This is a genomic window from Plantibacter sp. Leaf1, assembly GCF_001421315.1.
In the GTDB taxonomy this organism is placed as follows: domain Bacteria; phylum Actinomycetota; class Actinomycetes; order Actinomycetales; family Microbacteriaceae; genus Plantibacter.
The window spans coordinates 180,598-198,690 of sequence record NZ_LMJX01000004.1 but is presented as its reverse complement, the minus strand read 5'-3'; the positions used below and the strand labels follow the sequence as shown (position 1 = coordinate 198,690).

The 18,093-nt window shown below is 69.9% G+C and carries 19 protein-coding genes; 12 read left to right on the top strand and 7 right to left on the bottom strand.

What is annotated here, in order from left to right; genetic code table 11:
* Positions 1–9: 9 nt before the first annotated feature.
* The 3 genes from ASE44_RS17760 (at position 10) to ASE44_RS17750 (ending at position 1,365) form a co-directional block, all read left to right on the top strand.
* The gene (locus tag ASE44_RS17760; protein WP_056010669.1) at positions 10–357 is read left to right on the top strand and encodes a hypothetical protein; all 348 of its coding nucleotides are present in this window, start codon (positions 10–12) and stop codon (positions 355–357) included.
* 190 nt (positions 358–547) lie between these two features.
* Positions 548–961 carry a DUF4190 domain-containing protein gene (locus ASE44_RS17755; protein ID WP_056010672.1) on the top strand — a complete coding sequence of 138 codons (414 nt, stop codon included), beginning with the start codon at positions 548–550 and terminating at the stop codon, positions 959–961.
* A gap of 113 nt (positions 962–1,074) precedes the next feature.
* Positions 1,075–1,365, top strand: a complete 291-nt coding sequence (locus tag ASE44_RS17750; protein WP_056010675.1) for a hypothetical protein — start codon at positions 1,075–1,077, stop codon at positions 1,363–1,365.
* Positions 1,366–1,630: 265 nt separating this feature from the next.
* On the opposite strand, the gene ASE44_RS17745 is transcribed toward ASE44_RS17750, so the two are convergent.
* The 6 genes from ASE44_RS17745 to ASE44_RS17720 form a co-directional block, all read right to left on the bottom strand.
* Positions 1,631–2,647 carry an MDR family oxidoreductase gene (locus ASE44_RS17745; RefSeq protein WP_056782244.1) on the bottom strand — a complete coding sequence of 339 codons (1,017 nt, stop codon included), beginning with the start codon at positions 2,645–2,647 and terminating at the stop codon, positions 1,631–1,633.
* Between the two features lie 65 nt (positions 2,648–2,712).
* Positions 2,713–3,537 (bottom strand): ABC transporter permease subunit, encoded by an 825-nt coding sequence (locus ASE44_RS17740; protein WP_056010681.1) that lies wholly within the window; start codon positions 3,535–3,537, stop codon positions 2,713–2,715.
* On the bottom strand, positions 3,534–4,439 hold the full coding sequence (locus ASE44_RS17735; RefSeq protein ID WP_056010684.1) for an ABC transporter ATP-binding protein: 906 nt from the start codon (positions 4,437–4,439) through the stop codon (positions 3,534–3,536). Before ASE44_RS17735 ends, ASE44_RS17740 begins: the two co-directional genes overlap by 4 nt.
* Before the next feature lie 106 nt (positions 4,440–4,545).
* A complete protein-coding gene (locus tag ASE44_RS17730) occupies positions 4,546–5,499 on the bottom strand; it encodes an L-lactate dehydrogenase (RefSeq protein ID WP_056782242.1) in 954 nt (317 codons plus the stop codon).
* Positions 5,500–5,634: 135 nt separating this feature from the next.
* The gene (locus tag ASE44_RS17725; RefSeq protein WP_327078821.1) at positions 5,635–6,108 is read right to left on the bottom strand and encodes an SRPBCC family protein; all 474 of its coding nucleotides are present in this window, start codon (positions 6,106–6,108) and stop codon (positions 5,635–5,637) included.
* A gap of 10 nt (positions 6,109–6,118) precedes the next feature.
* Positions 6,119–7,084, bottom strand: a complete 966-nt coding sequence (locus ASE44_RS17720; protein ID WP_082456208.1) for a rhodanese-related sulfurtransferase — start codon at positions 7,082–7,084, stop codon at positions 6,119–6,121.
* A gap of 223 nt (positions 7,085–7,307) precedes the next feature.
* Between ASE44_RS17720 and ASE44_RS17715 the strand changes: the two genes are divergently transcribed.
* The 5 genes from ASE44_RS17715 (at position 7,308) to ASE44_RS18635 (ending at position 11,486) form a co-directional block, all read left to right on the top strand.
* The gene (locus tag ASE44_RS17715; protein ID WP_056782241.1) at positions 7,308–8,489 is read left to right on the top strand and encodes a thiolase family protein; all 1,182 of its coding nucleotides are present in this window, start codon (positions 7,308–7,310) and stop codon (positions 8,487–8,489) included.
* Between the two features lie 70 nt (positions 8,490–8,559).
* Positions 8,560–9,339, top strand: a complete 780-nt coding sequence (locus ASE44_RS17710) for an SDR family NAD(P)-dependent oxidoreductase (protein ID WP_056782239.1) — start codon at positions 8,560–8,562, stop codon at positions 9,337–9,339.
* Between the two features lie 52 nt (positions 9,340–9,391).
* A complete protein-coding gene (locus ASE44_RS17705) occupies positions 9,392–10,216 on the top strand; it encodes an enoyl-CoA hydratase/isomerase family protein (protein ID WP_056782237.1) in 825 nt (274 codons plus the stop codon).
* Positions 10,213–11,037 (top strand): NAD(P)-dependent oxidoreductase, encoded by an 825-nt coding sequence (locus ASE44_RS17700; protein ID WP_056782236.1) that lies wholly within the window; start codon positions 10,213–10,215, stop codon positions 11,035–11,037. The genes ASE44_RS17705 and ASE44_RS17700 overlap by 4 nt, the downstream gene beginning before the upstream one ends.
* Positions 11,038–11,153: 116 nt before the next feature.
* Positions 11,154–11,486, top strand: a complete 333-nt coding sequence (locus ASE44_RS18635) for a helix-turn-helix domain-containing protein (protein WP_056782234.1) — start codon at positions 11,154–11,156, stop codon at positions 11,484–11,486.
* A 59-nt stretch (positions 11,487–11,545) separates the two neighbouring features.
* Here ASE44_RS18635 and ASE44_RS18630 read toward each other — a convergent pair whose 3' ends face one another.
* Positions 11,546–12,007, bottom strand: a complete 462-nt coding sequence (locus ASE44_RS18630; protein ID WP_157580049.1) for a hypothetical protein — start codon at positions 12,005–12,007, stop codon at positions 11,546–11,548.
* A gap of 300 nt (positions 12,008–12,307) precedes the next feature.
* On the opposite strand from ASE44_RS18630, the gene ASE44_RS17685 reads away from it, so the two are divergent.
* The 4 genes from ASE44_RS17685 to ASE44_RS17670 all read left to right on the top strand — a co-directional run bounded on the left by ASE44_RS17685 (position 12,308) and on the right by ASE44_RS17670 (position 16,787).
* On the top strand, positions 12,308–13,831 hold the full coding sequence (locus ASE44_RS17685) for an MmgE/PrpD family protein (RefSeq protein WP_235522689.1): 1,524 nt from the start codon (positions 12,308–12,310) through the stop codon (positions 13,829–13,831).
* Positions 13,832–13,862: 31 nt separating this feature from the next.
* A complete protein-coding gene (gene prpB / locus ASE44_RS17680) occupies positions 13,863–14,762 on the top strand; it encodes a methylisocitrate lyase (RefSeq protein ID WP_056010708.1) in 900 nt (299 codons plus the stop codon).
* A gap of 145 nt (positions 14,763–14,907) precedes the next feature.
* Entirely contained in the window at positions 14,908–16,032 is a 1,125-nt protein-coding gene (locus ASE44_RS17675) for a bifunctional 2-methylcitrate synthase/citrate synthase (RefSeq protein ID WP_056782230.1), read from the top strand.
* Positions 16,033–16,355: 323 nt separating this feature from the next.
* Positions 16,356–16,787 carry a hypothetical protein gene (locus tag ASE44_RS17670; protein ID WP_056782228.1) on the top strand — a complete coding sequence of 144 codons (432 nt, stop codon included), beginning with the start codon at positions 16,356–16,358 and terminating at the stop codon, positions 16,785–16,787.
* Positions 16,788–18,093 lie beyond the last annotated feature (1,306 nt).

The window sequence follows — 18,093 nt, the reverse complement described above, 5'->3', positions numbered from 1 at the left end:
ACTAGAGGCATGGCCTCCTTGCGTCTGCACCCCGACCGACTGGAGATCGAACTGTCCGCGTACGACAAGGCACTCTCCCTGCGTCGGAGCAACGTCGTCGTGCCACGGTCGAGCATCCGTTCCGCCACCATCACCGACGACCCGTGGATCTGGGTCCGCGGCATCCGCGCACCCGGCACGGCGATCCCGCTGACCCTCGCCATCGGGCAGTGGAAGTTCCACGGCGGTAAGGACTTCCTCGTCATCAAGGGCACGAAGCCGTCGGTCGTCATCGATCTGGAAGACACCGAGTACTCGCGGCTCATCATCACGACCCGGCGGAGCGCCGAACTCATCGCCGCGCTCGACCTGCACTAGGCGCTCCTCGGGAGGCCTTGTGGGCTTCCCGGTCCTGGCCGCACCCTCGGAGCCGACGCACCCGCGCCGTGACGCTGATCAGGGTCGTTCGCGACCAATTCCCTCGAACAGGGCACAAAACGGCATCTGACCGGTATCCTGGGGCCGCTCGAACCTCCGAAGACCCGCCTGTTCGAAAGGACCACAGCCCATGTCGACTCCTCCTCCCGGTGAATACCCCGGCCAGCCGCCGCAGGCCCCGCAGGCACCGCAGCCGCCGAAGGATCAGTACGGCTCCTCGGCTCCGGCCTACTCCGGCGGTTCGGCTCCGTCCGGCGACGCGACCGCGGGCAAGACCCTCGGCATCGTCGGCCTGATCCTCGCGTTCCTCGCGCCGCCGATCGGTCTCATCCTGAGCATCGTCGCTCTCGTGCAGTCCAAGAACGCCGGGGTCAAGAACACCCTCGCGAAGGTCGGCCTCATCCTCTCGATCGTCTTCATCGTCCTCGGCATCATCATCACGATCGCCGCAGTCGCGATCGGTGCGGCGGCGTTCAACGAGGCGTGCGAGTCGCTCGGCAGCGGCGTCCACACTGACGGCACCACCACCATCACCTGCCCGTAGTTCCGCGACGCCCGTCGGATATTGGGGAGTTGTCCCCATCCCCTGTCGGGTATCTCACCCACTACTGTTGGCTCGCGCCCCTGGCGCATCAACCATCCTCGAGAGGAACCATCATGACCAACGCACCTCAGTACAACCCCGGCCAGCAGCAGGGCGCGGCACTGCCCGCCGACTACCCGGGCAAGACCCTCGGCCTCGTCGGCCTCATCCTCGCGATCGTCGTGCCGCTCGTCGGCCTGATCATCAGCCTCGTCGCGAAGAACCAGTCCAAGGCAGCCGGTTACCCGAACCAGCTCGCGAAGATCGGTGTCATCATCGGCGCCATCCTCCTCGTGCTCGGCATCATCGGCTCGATCCTCTACTTCGTCGCCCTCGGTTCGGTCATGTCGACCGCCGGCTACTGAGTCTCAGCAGTTCCGTCGACAGCGGTCGGTGCCTTCGGGTACCGGCCGCTGTCGCGTTCCCGCGTTCGCAACTCAGGAGCACGCCGGCGTGTCGGCATCGCGCGGTGCGATCAGTGCGCGACTCGCCGGGCCCGTCCTGAGTTGCGAACGCCGAGGGGACTCAGCTCCGGTTGTTCGCAATTCAGGAGCGTGCCGGTGTGTCGGCCGTGGATCGCGTGAGCAGTGGGGCGGCTCGCCGGGTCCGTCCCGAATTGTGAACGCGGGGTCAGGCGCGGACGTCGACGACGATGCGGCCGTGGACCGAGCCGGAGAGGACCCGCTCGGCGGCGTCGACCGCGTCGGCGAGGGCGACCGTCTCGGTCAGGGTGTCGAGGACGTCGAGGTCGAGCGCGCTGGTGACCCGCTCCCACGCCGCCTGCCGCAGGGGGAGGGGTGCCTCGACGGAGTTGACGCCGGCGAGGGTGACCCCGCGCAGGATGAACGGCATGACCGACGTCGGGAGGTCGGACCCACCCGCGAGACCGCACGCGGCGACCGTCCCGCCGTACTCGACCTGCGACAGGACCGTCGCGAGCGTCTGCCCACCGACCGAGTCGACGGCTCCCGCCCAGCGTTGGCTGCCGAGCGGCCGGCCGGCTGCGGCGAACTCTGCCCGGTCGACGATCGAGGAGGCACCGAGCGTCCGAAGGGCGTCGCCCAGCTCGTCGACCCGACCGGTCGAGGCGGCGACCTCGAACCCGGCCGAGGCCAGCAGGGCGATCGCGATGCTCCCGACCCCACCGCCTGCTCCCGTGACGAGCACGGGGAGCCCGCCGACACGGACGGCGCCGGAGGTCGCGCTGCCGTGTTCCAGCGCGAGCACGGCGAGGGCAGCGGTGTACCCGGCGGTGCCGATCGCGGCGGCCTGTGCGCCCGTCACGTGATCGGGCACCCGGACGAGCGCGTCGGCGCGGACCCGGGCGCGCTCGGAGAGCCCGCCGTACCGGGTCTCGCTCAGGCCGTCGCCGAACAGGGCCACGCGGTCGCCGGCCGTCCAAGCGGGATCGCTCGATTCCGCGACGACACCGACGAGGTCGATGCCGGCGATCATCGGGAACTCGCGGACGACACCCGGCTTCCCGGTGAGGACGAGGGCGTCCTTGTAGTTGATGCTGGAGAACTCGACGTCGACGGTGACCGACTCGTCGGGGAGTTCGGCGTCGGCGAGATCGCGGAGCTCGACGGTCCGCGTGGGCTTCCCGCCCTCGTGCTCGACCTGCTCGATGACGTATGCGCGGCCCATGGTGCTCCCGTCTCCGGCGTTGGCGCCGGTGGTTGGCTTCGTCGAGCCTACGCTTCCGGCTCGGGCTAGGTCACGTCGCGTCGCCAGGTGGTGGCGTAGCCGACGAGGGCGACGACGACACCGATCCCGAGCAGCACGAGCCCGCCCTGCCACCAGGTCAGCGCGTCCTGCTGCGCGGACATCATCGAGTAGAAGCTCGGGCCGACCAGCGCGTCGGTCGCGGCTCCGGGGAGGAACCGGCCGATCGACGCGGTGACCTCGGAGAACGACGACGCCAGCCGCAGGAGCGGCTCCACGAACTGGGTGAACGCGAGCACCACGATGATCGCACCGACCTGGCTCGGGAGGACGGCACCGAGGCCGACGCCGATCGCACCCCACAGCGCCATGGCGAGGACCGCCCGGCCGATGAGCGCCCAGGTGTCGGGATCGGTCAACAGGGGATCGACTCCGCTGATCGCGAGAGCCCCGCCACCGAGACCGACCGACGCCACGAGGGCGATCACACCGTAGAGCGCGCCCACACCGGTGAGGGCGAGGACCTTGCCGACGAGCACATGGCCGCGGTTCGGGTTGGCGAGGAACGTCGGCGTGAGGCTCTGATGCCGGAACTCACCGGTCGTGGCGAGCGCTCCGAGCAGCACCGGGAACACGTATCCGATGCTCGTCGCGAAACCGTAGATGAGGCTCGGTTGGGTGAGCATCTCGCTGGTCGCCTGAGCGCCGCCGCCGCTGGACTCCGCGGCCCCCGGGATGTTGGCGAACAGGAGCGCGGCCCCGGCCGCGGCGAAACCGACGTACACGAACAGGATGAGCGCGAGCCCCCACCACACGCGGGTGGTGAAGACCTTGAGGAATTCGGAACGGACAGCTGCCAGGAGCGAGGTCATGCGTGGTCCTCCCCGCCGCTGACGAGGGCGAGGAACGAATCCTCGAGCCCCGATCGATGCCGCGACAGTGCACTGAGCGGGATGCCTGCGGCGAGCGCGACGCGGCCGATGTCGATGGATTCGACGTCGTGCACGACGAGCCCCGAGCGGGCCTGGTCGAAGGTGTAGCCGGCGGCGGTGAGTGCCTCGGCGAGGCGTTCGTGCTCGGGCGAGTTGACGACGACCCGGAGGGTGTCGGCGGCGTCGAGGCTCGCGAGGGTGCCGACGTGCGCGAGGCGTCCCTTCGCGATGATGACGACCTCGTCGACCGACTGCTGCACCTCGCTGAGCAGGTGGGAGCTGATGAGGACCGTCCGGCCCTCCGCCGCGAGCGCGGTCAGGAACCCGCGGATCCACTTGATGCCCTCGGGGTCGAGGCCGTTGATGGGCTCGTCGAGGACCAGCACACCGGGGTCGCCGAGCAGCGCGGTCGCGAGACCGAGGCGTTGCCGCATACCGAGGGAGTACCCGGCGACGCGGCGGTCCGCCACGTCGAGCAGTCCGACCTGCGCGAGCACCGCATCGACGCGGTCGGACGGCAGCCGTGCTGCCGAGGCGTGCACCCGCAGGTGGTTGCGGGCGGTGCGCCCGGGGACGAAGCTCGCCGCCTCGAGGGCCGCGCCGACGGTCGCGGCCGGCACCGGGAGCTTGGCGTACGGCACCCCACCGAAGGTCGCGCTTCCCGAGCTGGGTTGCACGAGTCCGAGCAGCATGCGCAGGGTGGTGGTCTTCCCGGCGCCGTTCGGCCCGAGGAAGCCGGTGACCTTCCCCGGTTCCACGTGGAACGTCAGATCATCGACCGCTTGCACCGCCCCGAAGGATTTCGAGAGTCCGTCGAACTCGATCGTCACGCCAGCGGTCATCCGGTGCCTCCCCACGGGCGCGGCCGGATCCGCACCTCGTCCGTCCACGCTACCGGGGGCGATACCGGTCGCGCATCGGCCGCTGGGGGGAGATCCGATCGGCCCGCTAGAGCCCGAGGGAGTCGAGCGATGCGCGGACGGCCGCGGCCGAGTCGGCGAACTGCTGCTCCTCACGCGGCGACATGGCGACGTCGACCACCGAGCGCACCCCGGAGCGGTCGACGATGCTCGGCACCGACAGTGCCACGCCACTCACGCCGTGGTATCCGTCGAGCACGGTGCTCACCGGGAGGATCGCGTGCTCGTCGCCGAGGATGGCTTCGACGATGCGCGCCCCCGACAGGCCGATCGCGTAGTTCGTCGCCCCCTTGCCCTCGATGACCCGGTAGGCGGCGGTTCGGACGTCGACGGCGATCTCGTCGAGCTGCTGCTCGGTGAAGCGTGAACCGTCGGGCAGCTCCCAGTCGAGGATCGGCACGGGGCCGATGGTCGCCTGTGACCACAGGGGGAGTTCGCTGTCGCCGTGCTCTCCGACGATGAGCGCGTGCACGGCGGAGGTCGCGACCCCGGCGCGCTCGGCCAGGAGCCAGCGCAGGCGGGAGGTGTCGAGGACGGTCCCGGAGGAGAAGACCCGCTCCCGGGGCAGGCCGGTGATCTGCTGGGCGGCGACGGTGAGGACGTCGCACGGGTTCGTGACGAGCATGTAGACGGCGTCGGGCGCGTGCTCGACGAGTTTCGGGAGCAGCTGTTCGAGGATGCGGATGTTCGTCCCCGCGAGGTCGAGGCGGGTCTGGCCGGGTTCCTGTTTGGCGCCGGCCGTGATGACGACCACGTCGGCGTCGGCGACGACGGAGATGTCGTCACCACCGGTGATGCTGCTCGACCCGGTGAACTGCGTCCCGTGCGCGAGGTCGAGGACTTCGGCGGAGGCGCGCTTGCCGTCGATGTCGTAGAGCGCCACCCGACGGGCGCTGCCGCGGATGAGCGAGGCGTAGGCGAGGGACGAACCGACGCTTCCCGCCCCGATGATGGCCAGTTTCGACTTCGTGCGAACACCCATGGCACCATCTTGGCAGGGGCGGATGTGCGTGGTCGGAGTCGAGCGCGTCAGCGCTCGGGTTGTCTCGATGTCGAGGTATCGCCCGCCCTTCGACAGGCTCAGGGACCGGATCGGTCACTGAGTCACCCCCTCCGGTCATCGAGCGTGTCGGAGGGCGTCCGCGAGCCACCGGTTCCGTGCGCGGATGAGCCGCTGCAGATGCCTCGTCAGGGCGAGGTGCTCGGCGACGACCCCCAGGGGGCCGAGCGGTGCCGAGAAGGTGATGTCGTCGAGCATGATGGTGCGCGCCGTGCCCATCGGGCGCTCGAGTGGTTCGAAGAGGTGGATGTGCCGGAAGCTGCGGAACGGGCCGCTCACCTGCTCGTCGGTGAAGCGGTCGTGTTCTTGGAACTCGGTGATCCGGCTCGTCATCGTCCACGGGATGCCGAAGTGCCGCGCGCGCCAGGTGACCGTCTCGCCCAGGCCGATGAGGCCGGAGGTCACTCCGCCGATCGCGCGCTCGCCGGTGTGCTGCATCGAGCCGAGGTGCGCGTCGATCGAACGCGAGAGCTCGAACGCCTGCTCCATCGTGCCGTCGAGCTCGGTGCGGAGGATGAAGTGGGAGGTCACGGGTGCTCGCTCAGGCGATCGCGGCCGGCGCTGCGTCGGCGTGGACGACGCACCGCGGGCCACCGGTCGGGCCGTCCGCGTGCGCCTCGCAGACCACGAGTTGCGTCTTGCACGACGGGTCGGCGCAGTTCTGCAGGTGCTTCGTCGCCGTGTCGCAGACGACGCAGTGCCCGATGACGGCGGCGTGGTCGCTGAAGTCCAGCGAACCGCGCTTGTCGAACACGTACAACGAACCCTCCCAGAGGCCGTCGTCGCCGAACTGCTCGCCGTACCGGACGATGCCGCCGTCGAGTTGGTAGACCTCGCCGAACCCGCGCGAGCGCATGAGCCCCGACAGCACCTCACAGCGGATGCCGCCGGTGCAATAGGTGACGACGGGCTTGTCCTTGAGATGGTCGTACTTGCCGCTGTCCAGCTCTGCGACGAAGTCCCGCGTGGTCGCGACGTCCGGCACGACCGCGCCCGCGAACCGGCCGATCTCCGCCTCGAACGCGTTGCGGCCGTCGAAGAAGACGACCTCGTCGCCGCGTTCGGCCACGAGCTCGTGCAGTTCGGTGGGCTGGAGGTGCACCCCTCCGCCGGTGACGCCGTGGTCGTCCACCTGGAGTTCGCCGGGGGCGCCGAAGGACACGATCTCCTCGCGCACCTTGACGCTGAGCTTCGGGAAGTCGCTGATCCGCCGCCACGGTGCGGGCCGGTGCTTTGCCGTGCGGACGGTGTCGTCCTCGACGAAGCCGGAACCGTCGCTCCACTTCACGTCCAGGCCGCGGAACGCGGGGTGCTCCGTCGTCTTCCGGACATAGAGCTTGCAGGCGTCGAGCTCGCCGCCGACGGTGCCGTTGATGCCGTCCTTCGAGATGAGGATGCGGCCGCGGAGACCGAGCGACTCGCAGAGGTCGCGCTGCCACAGGCGGATCGCCTCCGGGTCCGCGAGGGGCGCGAACGCGTAGTACAGGAGGATCTTCGGGTCGGCCACCGGTCAATCGTAATCGCCGGTGGGCGGCCCGCTCCCGTGTCCGGCCCCGGCTCCGGTCCCTGAGCTCCCGCCCCGTCCGATCCCGGAGCTCCCCCGTCCTGTCCCTGAGCTTGTCGAAGGGCACCCGCCCCGATCCGCCTCCCGCCTTGTGTGCGGCCGACAAGCCTCGTGACCCCCGCGCACCGCGCGCCTAGGGTGGACGCAGACCTCGAAGGAGATGGCTATGCGCACAGCAGTGATCGTCGACGCGATCCGGACCCCGTCCGGCCGTGGCAAACCGGGCGGAGCGCTGAATGCGGTGCACCCGACGGACCTCCTCGCCGGCACCATCCGCGCGCTCGTGGAGCGGACCGGCATCGACCCGGCCGTCGTCGAGGACGTCTACGCCGGCTGCGTCACCCAGTCCGGCGAGCAGGGGCAGAACATCGCGCGGAACGCGGCGCTCGCCGCAGGCCTCCCGCAGGAGACCCCCGGCACGACGATCGACCGCCAGTGCGGTTCCAGCCAGCAGGCGACGACCTTCGCCGCGCAGAGCGTCATGGCGGCCGGGAACGACGTCGTGATCGCCTGCGGCGTCGAGTCGATGAGTCGTGCCCCCATGGGGTCCAACGTGCAGGGGGCGGACCCGTTCGGTGCAGCGCTCCGCGCTCGGTTCCCCGACGGACTGGTGGGCCAGGGCATCTCGGCCGAGCTCATCGCCGCCCGGTGGAACCTGAGCCGGGACGAGCTCGACGCTTTCGCCGCGCGCTCCCACGAGCGGGCCGCGGCCACCTGGGCGTCCGGCGGCTTCGACCGCGAGGTCGTCGCGGTCACCCTCCCGGACGGCTCGGTCGTCACCACCGACGAGACGGTCCGTGCCGGGACGACGCCCGAGGGACTCGCGGGGCTCCCCGCCGTCTTCCACGACGACCGCCTGGCGGCCCGTTTCCCGGAGATCGCCTGGAGGATCACGCCGGGGAACGCCTCGCCGCTTACGGACGGCGCCTCGGCGGCGCTCATCATGAGCGAGGTGCGGGCAGCGGAGCTCGGGCTCACCCCGCGCGCCCGGTTCGTCTCCTTCGCCGCGGTCGGCAGCGATCCGATCGAGATGCTCACCGGCATCCTCCCCGCCACCCGTCGCATCCTCGAGCGCAGCGGACTCGACGTCGACGACATCGACGCGTTCGAGGTCAACGAGGCCTTCGCCTCCGTGCCGCTCGCGTGGCAGCGCGAGTTCGGCGTGGACGACGAGCGGCTCAACCCGCGTGGCGGGGCGATCGCCCTCGGACATCCGCTCGGCGCCTCCGGGACGAAGCTGCTCGCCACCCTGCTGGGGCAGCTGGAGGCGACCGGCGGGCGCTACGGCCTGCAGACGATGTGCGAGGGCGGCGGCATGGCCAACGCGACGATCATCGAGCGGCTGTGACCGCCGTGCGTTCCGTTCCCCGTCCCTCGCACGTGTCGAGGGGCCACCATTGCAGGAAGGGATCACCGACATGGATGTGACCGGAAGCTCGGCGATCGTCACCGGCGGCGCCTCAGGACTCGGCTTCGCGACCGCGACCCGCCTGGCCGGAGCGGGCGCGCGCGTCGTGCTCGTCGATCTGCCCGGTTCCGCGGGCGAGGAGCGGGCCGAGGAGTTGGGCGGCTTCGCCACCTTCGTCCCGGCGGACGTGACCGACGGCGAGCAGGTGCAGGCGGCCGTCGAGGCGGCGACGTCGCGCGGCCCGCTCCGGGTCGTCGTCAACTGCGCGGGGATCGCGCCAACGGCGAAGGTGCTGGGGCGCGACGGTCCCGCAGACCTCGGAGCGTTCGAACGGGTGCTGCGGGTCAACGTCCTCGGCACGTTCAACGTCATCCGACTCACGGCCGACGCCATGCAGCACAACGAACCGGACGGCGACGCCTCCGACGGTGGAGGGGATCGCGGCGTCATCGTCAACACGGCCTCGGTCGCCGCGTTCGACGGCCAGATCGGCCAGCCCGCCTACGCCGCGTCGAAGGGTGCGGTGCACTCGATGACCCTGCCGATCGCCCGCGAGCTGGCGCGCCACGCGATCCGGGTCGTGACGATCGCGCCGGGGATCATGGAGACGCCGATGCTCGCGGGGCTGCCGGAAGCGGCGCAGGCGTCGCTCGGGCAGCAGGTCCCGTATCCGGCCCGGCTCGGCCGGCCCGACGAGTACGCCGCCCTCGCGCTCCACATCATCGAGAACGGCTACCTCAACGGCGAGACGATCCGCCTCGACGGCGCGATCCGGATGGCGCCCAGGTGAGCGGCCGCCCACCGATCGACGCATCGACCCATCACCGACCAGGGAGCACCACGTGACCAGTGACGACACGATCCTCTTCGAGGTGAGCGACGGCCTCGCGCACCTCACGCTCAACCGTCCCAAGAGTCTCAACGCGATCGACGACCGCGCGGCCAGGCGGTGGCGCGACCTCGCGACCGAGATCGTCGAGCGGGACGACGTCGAGGCGGTCCTGTTCGACGCCAACGGTCCGGCGTTCTGCGCGGGCGGTGACGTCCTCGCGATGGCGGGCATGGGCGACGGCAGTCCGGGGTCGACCGGCGCCTTCGTCATGGAGCTCGCGGACCTCATCCACGAGGGGCACCGGACGCTGCAGCAGGCCGCGAAGCCGATCGTCGCCGCGGTGCAGGGGGCCGTCGCCGGAGGCGGGCTGGGCTTCATGCTCGTCGCGGACGTGATCATCGCCTCGGACCGCGCCAAGTTCGTCAGCAAGTACGCCGACATCGGCCTCACGCCCGACTGCGGGGTGAGCACCCTCCTGCCCGAGGCGGTCGGGATGCGCCGGGCCCTCGAACTCACGCTGAGCCCGCGCATGTTGAGTGCCGAGGAAGCGCTCGACTGGGGGCTCGTCACCGAGGTCGTTCCGGCCGAACAGCTCGACGCGCGGGCCCGCGAGGTGGCCGCGTTCTGGTTGGCGGGCGCGACGGCCGCGTTCGGACAGGCGAGACGTCTGCTCCGGGCAGGCGTCGGCAGGACGTACCAGGACGCACTCGACGACGAGGCCCGCACGATCGGCGCCGCCATCGAGACACCGGAGTCCGTCGCCCGCGTCTCGGCGTTCGCCGCCGCCTCAGCCAAACGCGCAACCGCCACCACCCCGAAGGAGCCCACCGCATGACCACCCTCGCCGGCAAGACCATCCTCATGTCGGGCGGCAGCCGTGGCATCGGCCTCGCGATCGCCCTCCGAGCCGCCCGCGACGGCGCGAACGTGGCGATCCTGGCGAAGACCGACACCCCGGACCCGCGGCTCGAGGGCACGATCCACACCGCGGCGGAGGCGATCCGTGAGGCGGGTGGGCGGGCGCTGCCCATCCTCGGCGACGTGCGGAACGACGACGACATCACGCGCGCCGTGTTCGAGACGGCGGGCGAGTTCGGCGGCATCGACATCGTCGTGAACAACGCCAGCGTCATCAGCCTGGCGCGCACGCTCGACCTCGACGCCAAGCGCTACGACCTCATGCAGGACGTCAACGTCCGCGGCACCTTCATGCTGTCGCGCGCGGCCATCCCGATGCTGCGCGACGCGGAGAACCCGCACATCCTCTCCCTCTCGCCGCCGCTCAACCTCGACGCGAAGTGGCTGGGCGCCCACACGGGCTACACCCTCGCGAAGTACGGCATGTCGATGGTGACCCTGGGCCTCGCGGCGGAGTTCGGTCGGGACGGCATCGCGGCCAACACGCTGTGGCCGAAGACGACGATCAAGACGGCGGCCGTCGGCAACATCCTCGGCGGCGAGGCGCTCTTGGCGAAGAGTCGGACCCCGGAGATCTACGCGGACGCGGCGTACGAGGTGCTCATCTCGCCGTCGCGGGAGCTCACGGGCCGGTCGCTCATCGTCGAGGACGTGCTCACCGAAGCCGGCGTCACCGACTTCGCGAAGTACTCTCCGGGCGTCGACGAGTCGGAGCTGTACCCGGACATCTTCCTGTAGCCCTCCGACAAGCTCAGGGACCGGGGACCGGGGTGTCCGCTGACGGCAGAACGTGGGCTCCCCGCCTCCGGTCGGCTCGCGCCTACAGTGAGACCAACGAGCCGGAAGGGGACGCCATGTTGTACCGCGAAGCCCTCGGCGCCGCCTTGCGCACGCGCCGTCTGGAACAGGGGCGGACCCTGCAGGACGTCGCCCTGGCCGCCGCCGTCTCGACGCCCTACCTGTCCGAGATCGAGCGCGGCCGGAAGGACGCCTCGTCCGAGGTCGTCGTGACCATCGCCGACGCCCTCCGCACCGGGCTCGACACGCTCATGTTCGACATCGCCGACCGCTTCGACGCCGCGACCGTGCCGGCGCACGTCGAGGCTCCGCTCACCGACGCCCCGCTCGCCGAAGCGACCGTCACCGTGCTCCGTCCCCCGGCGGACCCGCAGCTGCTCGCCGCCTGAGCCGCGTCCCGAGCGCCCGGCTCCGGCCTGGCCGATGCCGGCGTGCTCCGCCTCCGGGCTCAGCCGGCAGCGAGCGCCGCGAACACCGAGGCGAGCCGGGGAGCCGCGGACTCCCACGTCGTGTCCGCGTCCCAGTGCCCGAGCGCCGTCACCTCGGTGTGCCGTCCGGCCTGGTGCTTGGGCTCGGGGTCGCCGGGCAGCCGGAGCTGTTGGGTGAACCGCCCGGAGGTCCGGTCGAAGTCGAGGACGTGGAAGGCGACGTTCCGGTTCCAGTCCTCCGAGGGCCAGGAGATGAAGTCCACCCGAACCCGATCGGCGTCGAGAGGCCCTTCGGCGACGTAGCTTCCCGGGTGGTCCTCACCCGGCGACAGGATCCGGTAGGCGCCGTTCGCGTAGAACAGGAGCAATGCCGGTTCGAACGGCTTCTCCGCGAACATCGTCGTGTAGTGGAGGGCGTCGGCGCGCACCACCTCGGCCAACAGCTGCGGGGTGCGCGCTCCGTCGGCGGTCTGGTCGGTCACGGTCGTCTCCTCAGGGTGTGTCTCGTGCAGCATGGTCGACCTCGCAACGGTCTCGACGCGGGCCGGCTCGCGCAGGCCGGTGCCAGCCTGGCCGCCCCTGCCGGGTGCGCGGTGTGCGTCGGCTGAACGGACCTGGAGAACACGCCTGGTATGTCAGCGGGGAGGAGGTTCGCCTCGCGCCGGAGGCCGTCCTCGCGGAAATGTCCTGTTCCCGGCCGGTTCTCATGCCTCTGGAGGCGGGACCGGCGGGCGTAGGCTGGGATGAGGTGCCGGCGCCCGCAGCACCTGAGAGGAACACCCGTGATCCAGCACCACCTGCGTGTCCACCGCAGCGACGAGAACCTCGTCCGCGAGGGCCAGCTCGCCTGGCAGCTCGCCCGGGTCGCCACCGATCCCGTTGAGGTGACGCCAGAGGTCGTCGACATGATCATCAACCGGGTCATCGACAATGCGGCGGTCGCGGCGGCATCGCTCACGCGTCGCCCGGTCTCCTCGGCGCGAGCGCAGGCGCTCAGCCACCCCGTCAGCACCGGCGGCGACGGAGCCACCGTGTTCGGTCCCGACCTCGCCCGCCGCGTCTCGCCGGAGTGGGCGGCCTGGGCCAACGGCGTCGCGGTCCGCGAGCTCGACTTCCACGACACCTTCCTCGCTGCCGAGTACTCGCACCCGGGCGACAACATCCCGCCCATCGTCGCGGTCGCCCAGCACGTGGGGTGCACGGGAGCCGACCTCGTGCGTGGCATCGCGACCGGCTACGAGATCCAGATCGACCTCGCGAAGGCGATCAGCCTGCACCGCCACAAGATCGACCACGTCGCGCACCTCGGCCCGAGTGCCGCCGCGGGTATCGGCACCATGCTCGGGCTCGATCAGGCGACCATCTACCAGGCCATCGGTCAGGCCCTCCACACGACCACGGCGACTCGGCAGTCGCGCAAGGGCGAGATCTCCACGTGGAAGGCCCATGCCCCCGCGTTCGCCGGCAAGCTCGCGGTCGAAGCCGTCGACCGGGCGATGCGCGGCGAGACCAGCCCGTCCCCCATCTACGAGGGCGAGGACGGCGTCGTCGCCTGGCTGCTCGACGGCCCGGACGCCTCCTACGACATCCCGCTGCCCGGTGCAGGGGAGCCGAAGCTCGCGATCCTCGACTCCTTCACGAAGGAGCACTCGGCCGAGTACCAGGCGCAGGCCTGGATCGACCTCGCCCGCAAGCTGCACCACGAGCACCCGGAGCTCCTCGTCCCCGGCGCGGTCGACCGGATCGTCCTCCACACCTCTCACCACACGCACTACGTGATCGGCTCCGGATCGAACGACCCGCAGAAGTACGACCCGACGGCCTCGCGCGAGACGCTCGACCACTCCATCCCGTACATCGTCGCGGTCGCCTTGCAGGACGGCGCGTGGCACCACGTCGACTCCTACCGGCCGGAGCGCGCGCAGCGCGAGAACACGGTGGAGCTGTGGCACCGGATCACCACGGCCGAGGACCCGGAGTGGACGCGCCGCTACCACTCGCTGGACCCGTCAGAGCAGGCCTTCGGCGGCCGCATCGAGATCACGCTGACCGACGGCTCGACCATCGTCGACGAGATCGCCGTCGCCGACGCCCACCCGCTCGGTGCCCGACCGTTCGCGCGCGCCGACTACGTGCAGAAGTTCCGCACCCTCGCCGCCGGCGTCCTCGACCCGGAGGAGATCGACCGCTTCCTCGCGCTCGCCGAACGCCTGCCCGAGCTCGATGCGGACGAGGTCAAGCAGCTGAGCATCCAAGCGTCCTCCGGGGTCCTCGCCTCGGCGCCGCACCCGACCGGTCTCTTCTGATGCCGGCCGACGACCAGACGGGACACCGCTGATGTTGTACAGCCAGACCACGCCGGCCGAGAAGCGCCGGGCGTTCCGCGAACGGCTCGCCACCGGTGAGCTGCTCCGATTCCCCGGCGCGTTCAACCCGCTGTCGGCTCGCCTCATCGAGCAGAAGGGCTTCGACGGCGTCTACATCTCGGGAGCGGTCCTCTCGGCCGACCTCGGCCTGCCCGACATCGGCCTGACGACCCTCACCGAGGTCGCCGGTCGGGCGAAGCAGATCGCGCGCATGACCGAGCTGCCGGCCATCGTCGACGCCGACACCGGTTTCGGTGAGCCGATGAACGTCGCGCGCACCGTCCAGGAGATCGAGGACGCCGGGCTCGCCGGCCTCCACATCGAGGACCAGGTCAACCCGAAGCGCTGCGGGCACCTCGACGGCAAGCAGGTCGTCGACACCTCGACCGCGCTCGGTCGCATCCGCGCCGCCGTCGACGCGCGTCGCGACCCGAACCTCCTCATCATGGCGCGGACCGACATCGCGGCGGTCGACGGTCTCGACGCGGCGATCGACCGGGCCAAGCAACTCGTCGATGCGGGAGCCGACGCGATCTTCCCGGAGGCCATGCGGTCGCTCGAGGAGTTCGCCGCCGTCCGTGCGGCCGTCGACGTGCCGATCCTCGCCAACATGACCGAGTTCGGCAAGAGTGAGCTGTTCACCTCGCAACAGCTCGCCGACGTGGGCGTGAACCTGGTCATCTGGCCGGTCTCGCTCCTGCGCATCGCCATGGGCGCGGCGGGTCGCGCACTGGACACCCTGAACGAGGAGGGCTCGCTCACGGGCAAGTTGGGGGAGATGCAGCACCGAGCCGACCTCTACGAACTCATCGATTACGAGGGCTACAACCGGTTCGACACCTCGGTGTTCAACTTCACCGTCGACCGGTAGCCCGCAGGCACGCTCAGGGACCGAGTGCCTCGATCGGGCCCGATGAACACCACCTGGGTCTCCGTCGCCTGAGCTTGTCGAGGGGCGACCCGGGTGCCAAGCTCGACCCACGCATGACCACTGCACCACCGCAAAGGAGCACCGCATGACCGAAGCGACCAGCGACATCAAGAAGGGTCTCGCCGGCGTCGTCGTCGACGTGACGAGCGTCTCGAAGGTGAACCCGGAGACGAACTCCCTCCTCTATCGCGGGTATCCGGTGCAGGAGCTCGCTGAGCACTGCACCTTCGAGCAGGTGGCGTACCTCCTGTGGAACGGCGAGCTGCCGAGCCAGGCCGAACTCGCCGAGTTCACGTCGTCGGAGCGGTCGCAGCGCGCCCTCGACGACAACGTGAAGGCGGCGATCGACCTCCTCCCCACCACCTCGCACCCGATGGACGCGCTCCGCACCGCGGTGAGCGTCATCGGCGCGAACGACCCGACCGCCGAGACCAACACCGTGGAGGCGAACGCGGTGAAGGCGGCCAGCCTGTACGCGAAGCTGCCGGCGATCGTCGCCTACGACCAGCGGCGCCGACACGGCCTCGAGCTCGTCCCGCCGCGCGACGACCTCGGGTACAGCGAGAACTTCCTCTTCATGACCTTCGGTGAGGAAGCGGACCCGGTCGTCGTGGACGCGTTCGACGTGTCGATGATCCTGTACGCGGAGCACTCGTTCAACGCCTCGACGTTCACGGCCCGCGTCATCACCTCGACCCTCAGCGACCTCTACTCGGCGGTCGTCGGCGGGATCGGTGCCCTCAAGGGTGCGCTGCACGGCGGCGCGAACGAGGCCGTCATGCACGTGTTCGACGAGATCGGCACGGCCGACCGCGCCAGCGCCTGGCTCGATGCGGCGCTCGCCGAGAAGCGCAAGATCATGGGCTTCGGTCACCGCGTGTACAAGAACGGCGACTCGCGGGTGCCGACGATGCTGGCGTCGTTGGAGAAGCTCGCTGAGCACTACGGCAAGCCGGAGGTCCTCGAGCTGTACACGGCGCTGGAGTCCGACGTGGTCGAGCGGAAGAACATCAAGCCGAACCTCGACTACCCGTCCGGCCCGGCCTACAACCTGATCGGCTTCGACACGGAGACGTTCACGCCCCTCTTCGTCGCGGCCCGCGTGGTCGGTTGGACGGCGCACATCGCCGAGCAGCTGGCGTCGAACGCGCTCATCCGCCCGCTCTCCGAGTACGTCGGTCCTGACGAGCGGCACGTCCCCGTCAGCTGACACCCGCTGCACCCACACCCCGCCGAGCCCGTCTCGGCGGGGTGTTCCGCGTGCCCTTCGACAAGCTCTGGGACCGGATCCGACTCCCGGATCACCCCGAATACCACACTTATGTAATACATACTAAAATACCTGTTACGATCAGCGTGTCCGGTCTCCGGGCGCCTCTCCAGCTGCGCGGTCCTCCCCGAAGACCCGGAGGCCGAGTCACCCGGTGCCGCAGTGCCTGTCCATGAACGGAAGCCCCCACGAAACTCACCGAACACCCTGTCGGCCTCGGGGTGGGCAGGGTCCTCCAGCATCTCCCGAAAGGAACACCTCCCATGAAGAAACTCCCCATCGTCGCCGCTGTTACGTTCATCGCTCTCGGCCTCGCCGGCTGTACGGCCACCGGGTCCACCGGGCCGACGGAGAGCAGTGCCTCCGCCTCCGCCTCCGCCGAGGCCGGCTCCGACTACGTGGTGCCCGAGATCGACGGCTCCTGCGTCGACGGCACCGCCACCATCGCCGAAGACAGCTCGAACATCACCCTCGAGGGTGACTGCGAGAACGTCGTCGTCGAGCGCTCCAACAGCATGGTCACCATCACCGGGGTCGTCTCGAACCTCACCGTCAACAGCTCCATCTCGCTCGTCAAGGTGACCGAGGTGGCCACGGTCGCGTTCGGTGAGGGCGCCGACGGCAACAAGGTCGTCACCCCCTCCACCCCGGCCGTCACCGACGGCGGACAGGACAACCTCGTCGCCGCCGAGTGATCCGGCGAGAGCGCAGCCGCCGATCCCTCCCCGGGGGTCGGCGGTTTCGTCTGTCCAGAGCCATCGGAATCCGATCCGGAATATCGGACTCATGTTATACATACTAAAATATCTGTTACGATCAAAGGTGTTCGGCTCCCGAACACCTCCCCAGCTACGACGCCCGGCTCGACCCGAAGATCGAGTCGGTCTCCGCCGTAGCGCCTGCTCACGAAAGGAAGCTTCCTCCCTATGAAGCTCAAGAAAACGCTGTCGGCCTTCGGCCTGATAGCCATCACGGCGTCAGGGGTCCTCACCGGCCCGACCGCCGCAAGCGCGGTCTCGCCCGAGGTCACCGTCGCGGACACGACATCGGCCCAGCTCACGGGGCAGTTCGTTCTGAAGAACTCGGCATCGTCCAACTACTGGACGAGCTATCCCGCGTCGGTCGGCTTCATCTCCAGGGGCTTCAACACCCTTGAGGAGACGCTGGAGGTCGCTCCTCCGCTGACCGTCCCAGCAGTCGGCACCACCGGGAAGATCCAGTTCGACGGCTTGTGCGTGCCATCTGCAAACGAGTTTCGCCGAATCGTCCTGACCAGCTGCGACGCAGCGTTCACGGACGGGATGTACGTTGAGGCCGACGGCACGATCCGGAACCAGCTGGGCTGGCGGTTGGACATGGTCCAAAGCGGCTTCGAATGGAGGTCAGTCGCCGACGGCGGAGAGGCGTATGAGGACCGCCTGGTCATGAGTCAGATGGCTCCCGTGGAGGAGCCCGCAGCCTCCATCGGTTCGCCGACGCTGCAGCCTGGCAAGTCTGCTCAGGTCACGGCGACGTTCAACGCCGCCGCAGGCGGGCAGCGGATCGACATCGACCACCCCGCCGACACGAAGATCACCGCGGTCGACGATTCGGCCTTCACCCTGAACAGCCAGGGCATGACCGGCACGCTGCCGAGCGGCACGACCTCCGTCACCTTCACGCTCACGGCTGATCAGGACGCTCCGATCGGCACCGCCCGCGGTGGTCAGATCGCCTACGGCGCGAACCGCACGAAGCTCGCCGACTTCACGGCCAACATCGAAGCCCCTCCGGTCGCACCGGCGGTGGAGATCGACTCCGTCACCGTGCAGCAGGGCGATTCGGTCGATGTCGACGTCGAGTTCAACGAGTCGGTGTCCGGTCAGGTCGACATCATCCTGCCGCAGGGTCTCGCCCCGACAGGGGCGGCGCCGTCCGGCTTCACCTGGAACTCGAGCATCAAGGGCTTCCGGGGAACGGTCACGGACGCCAACCGCGTGTTCACGATGGACCTGACCGCGG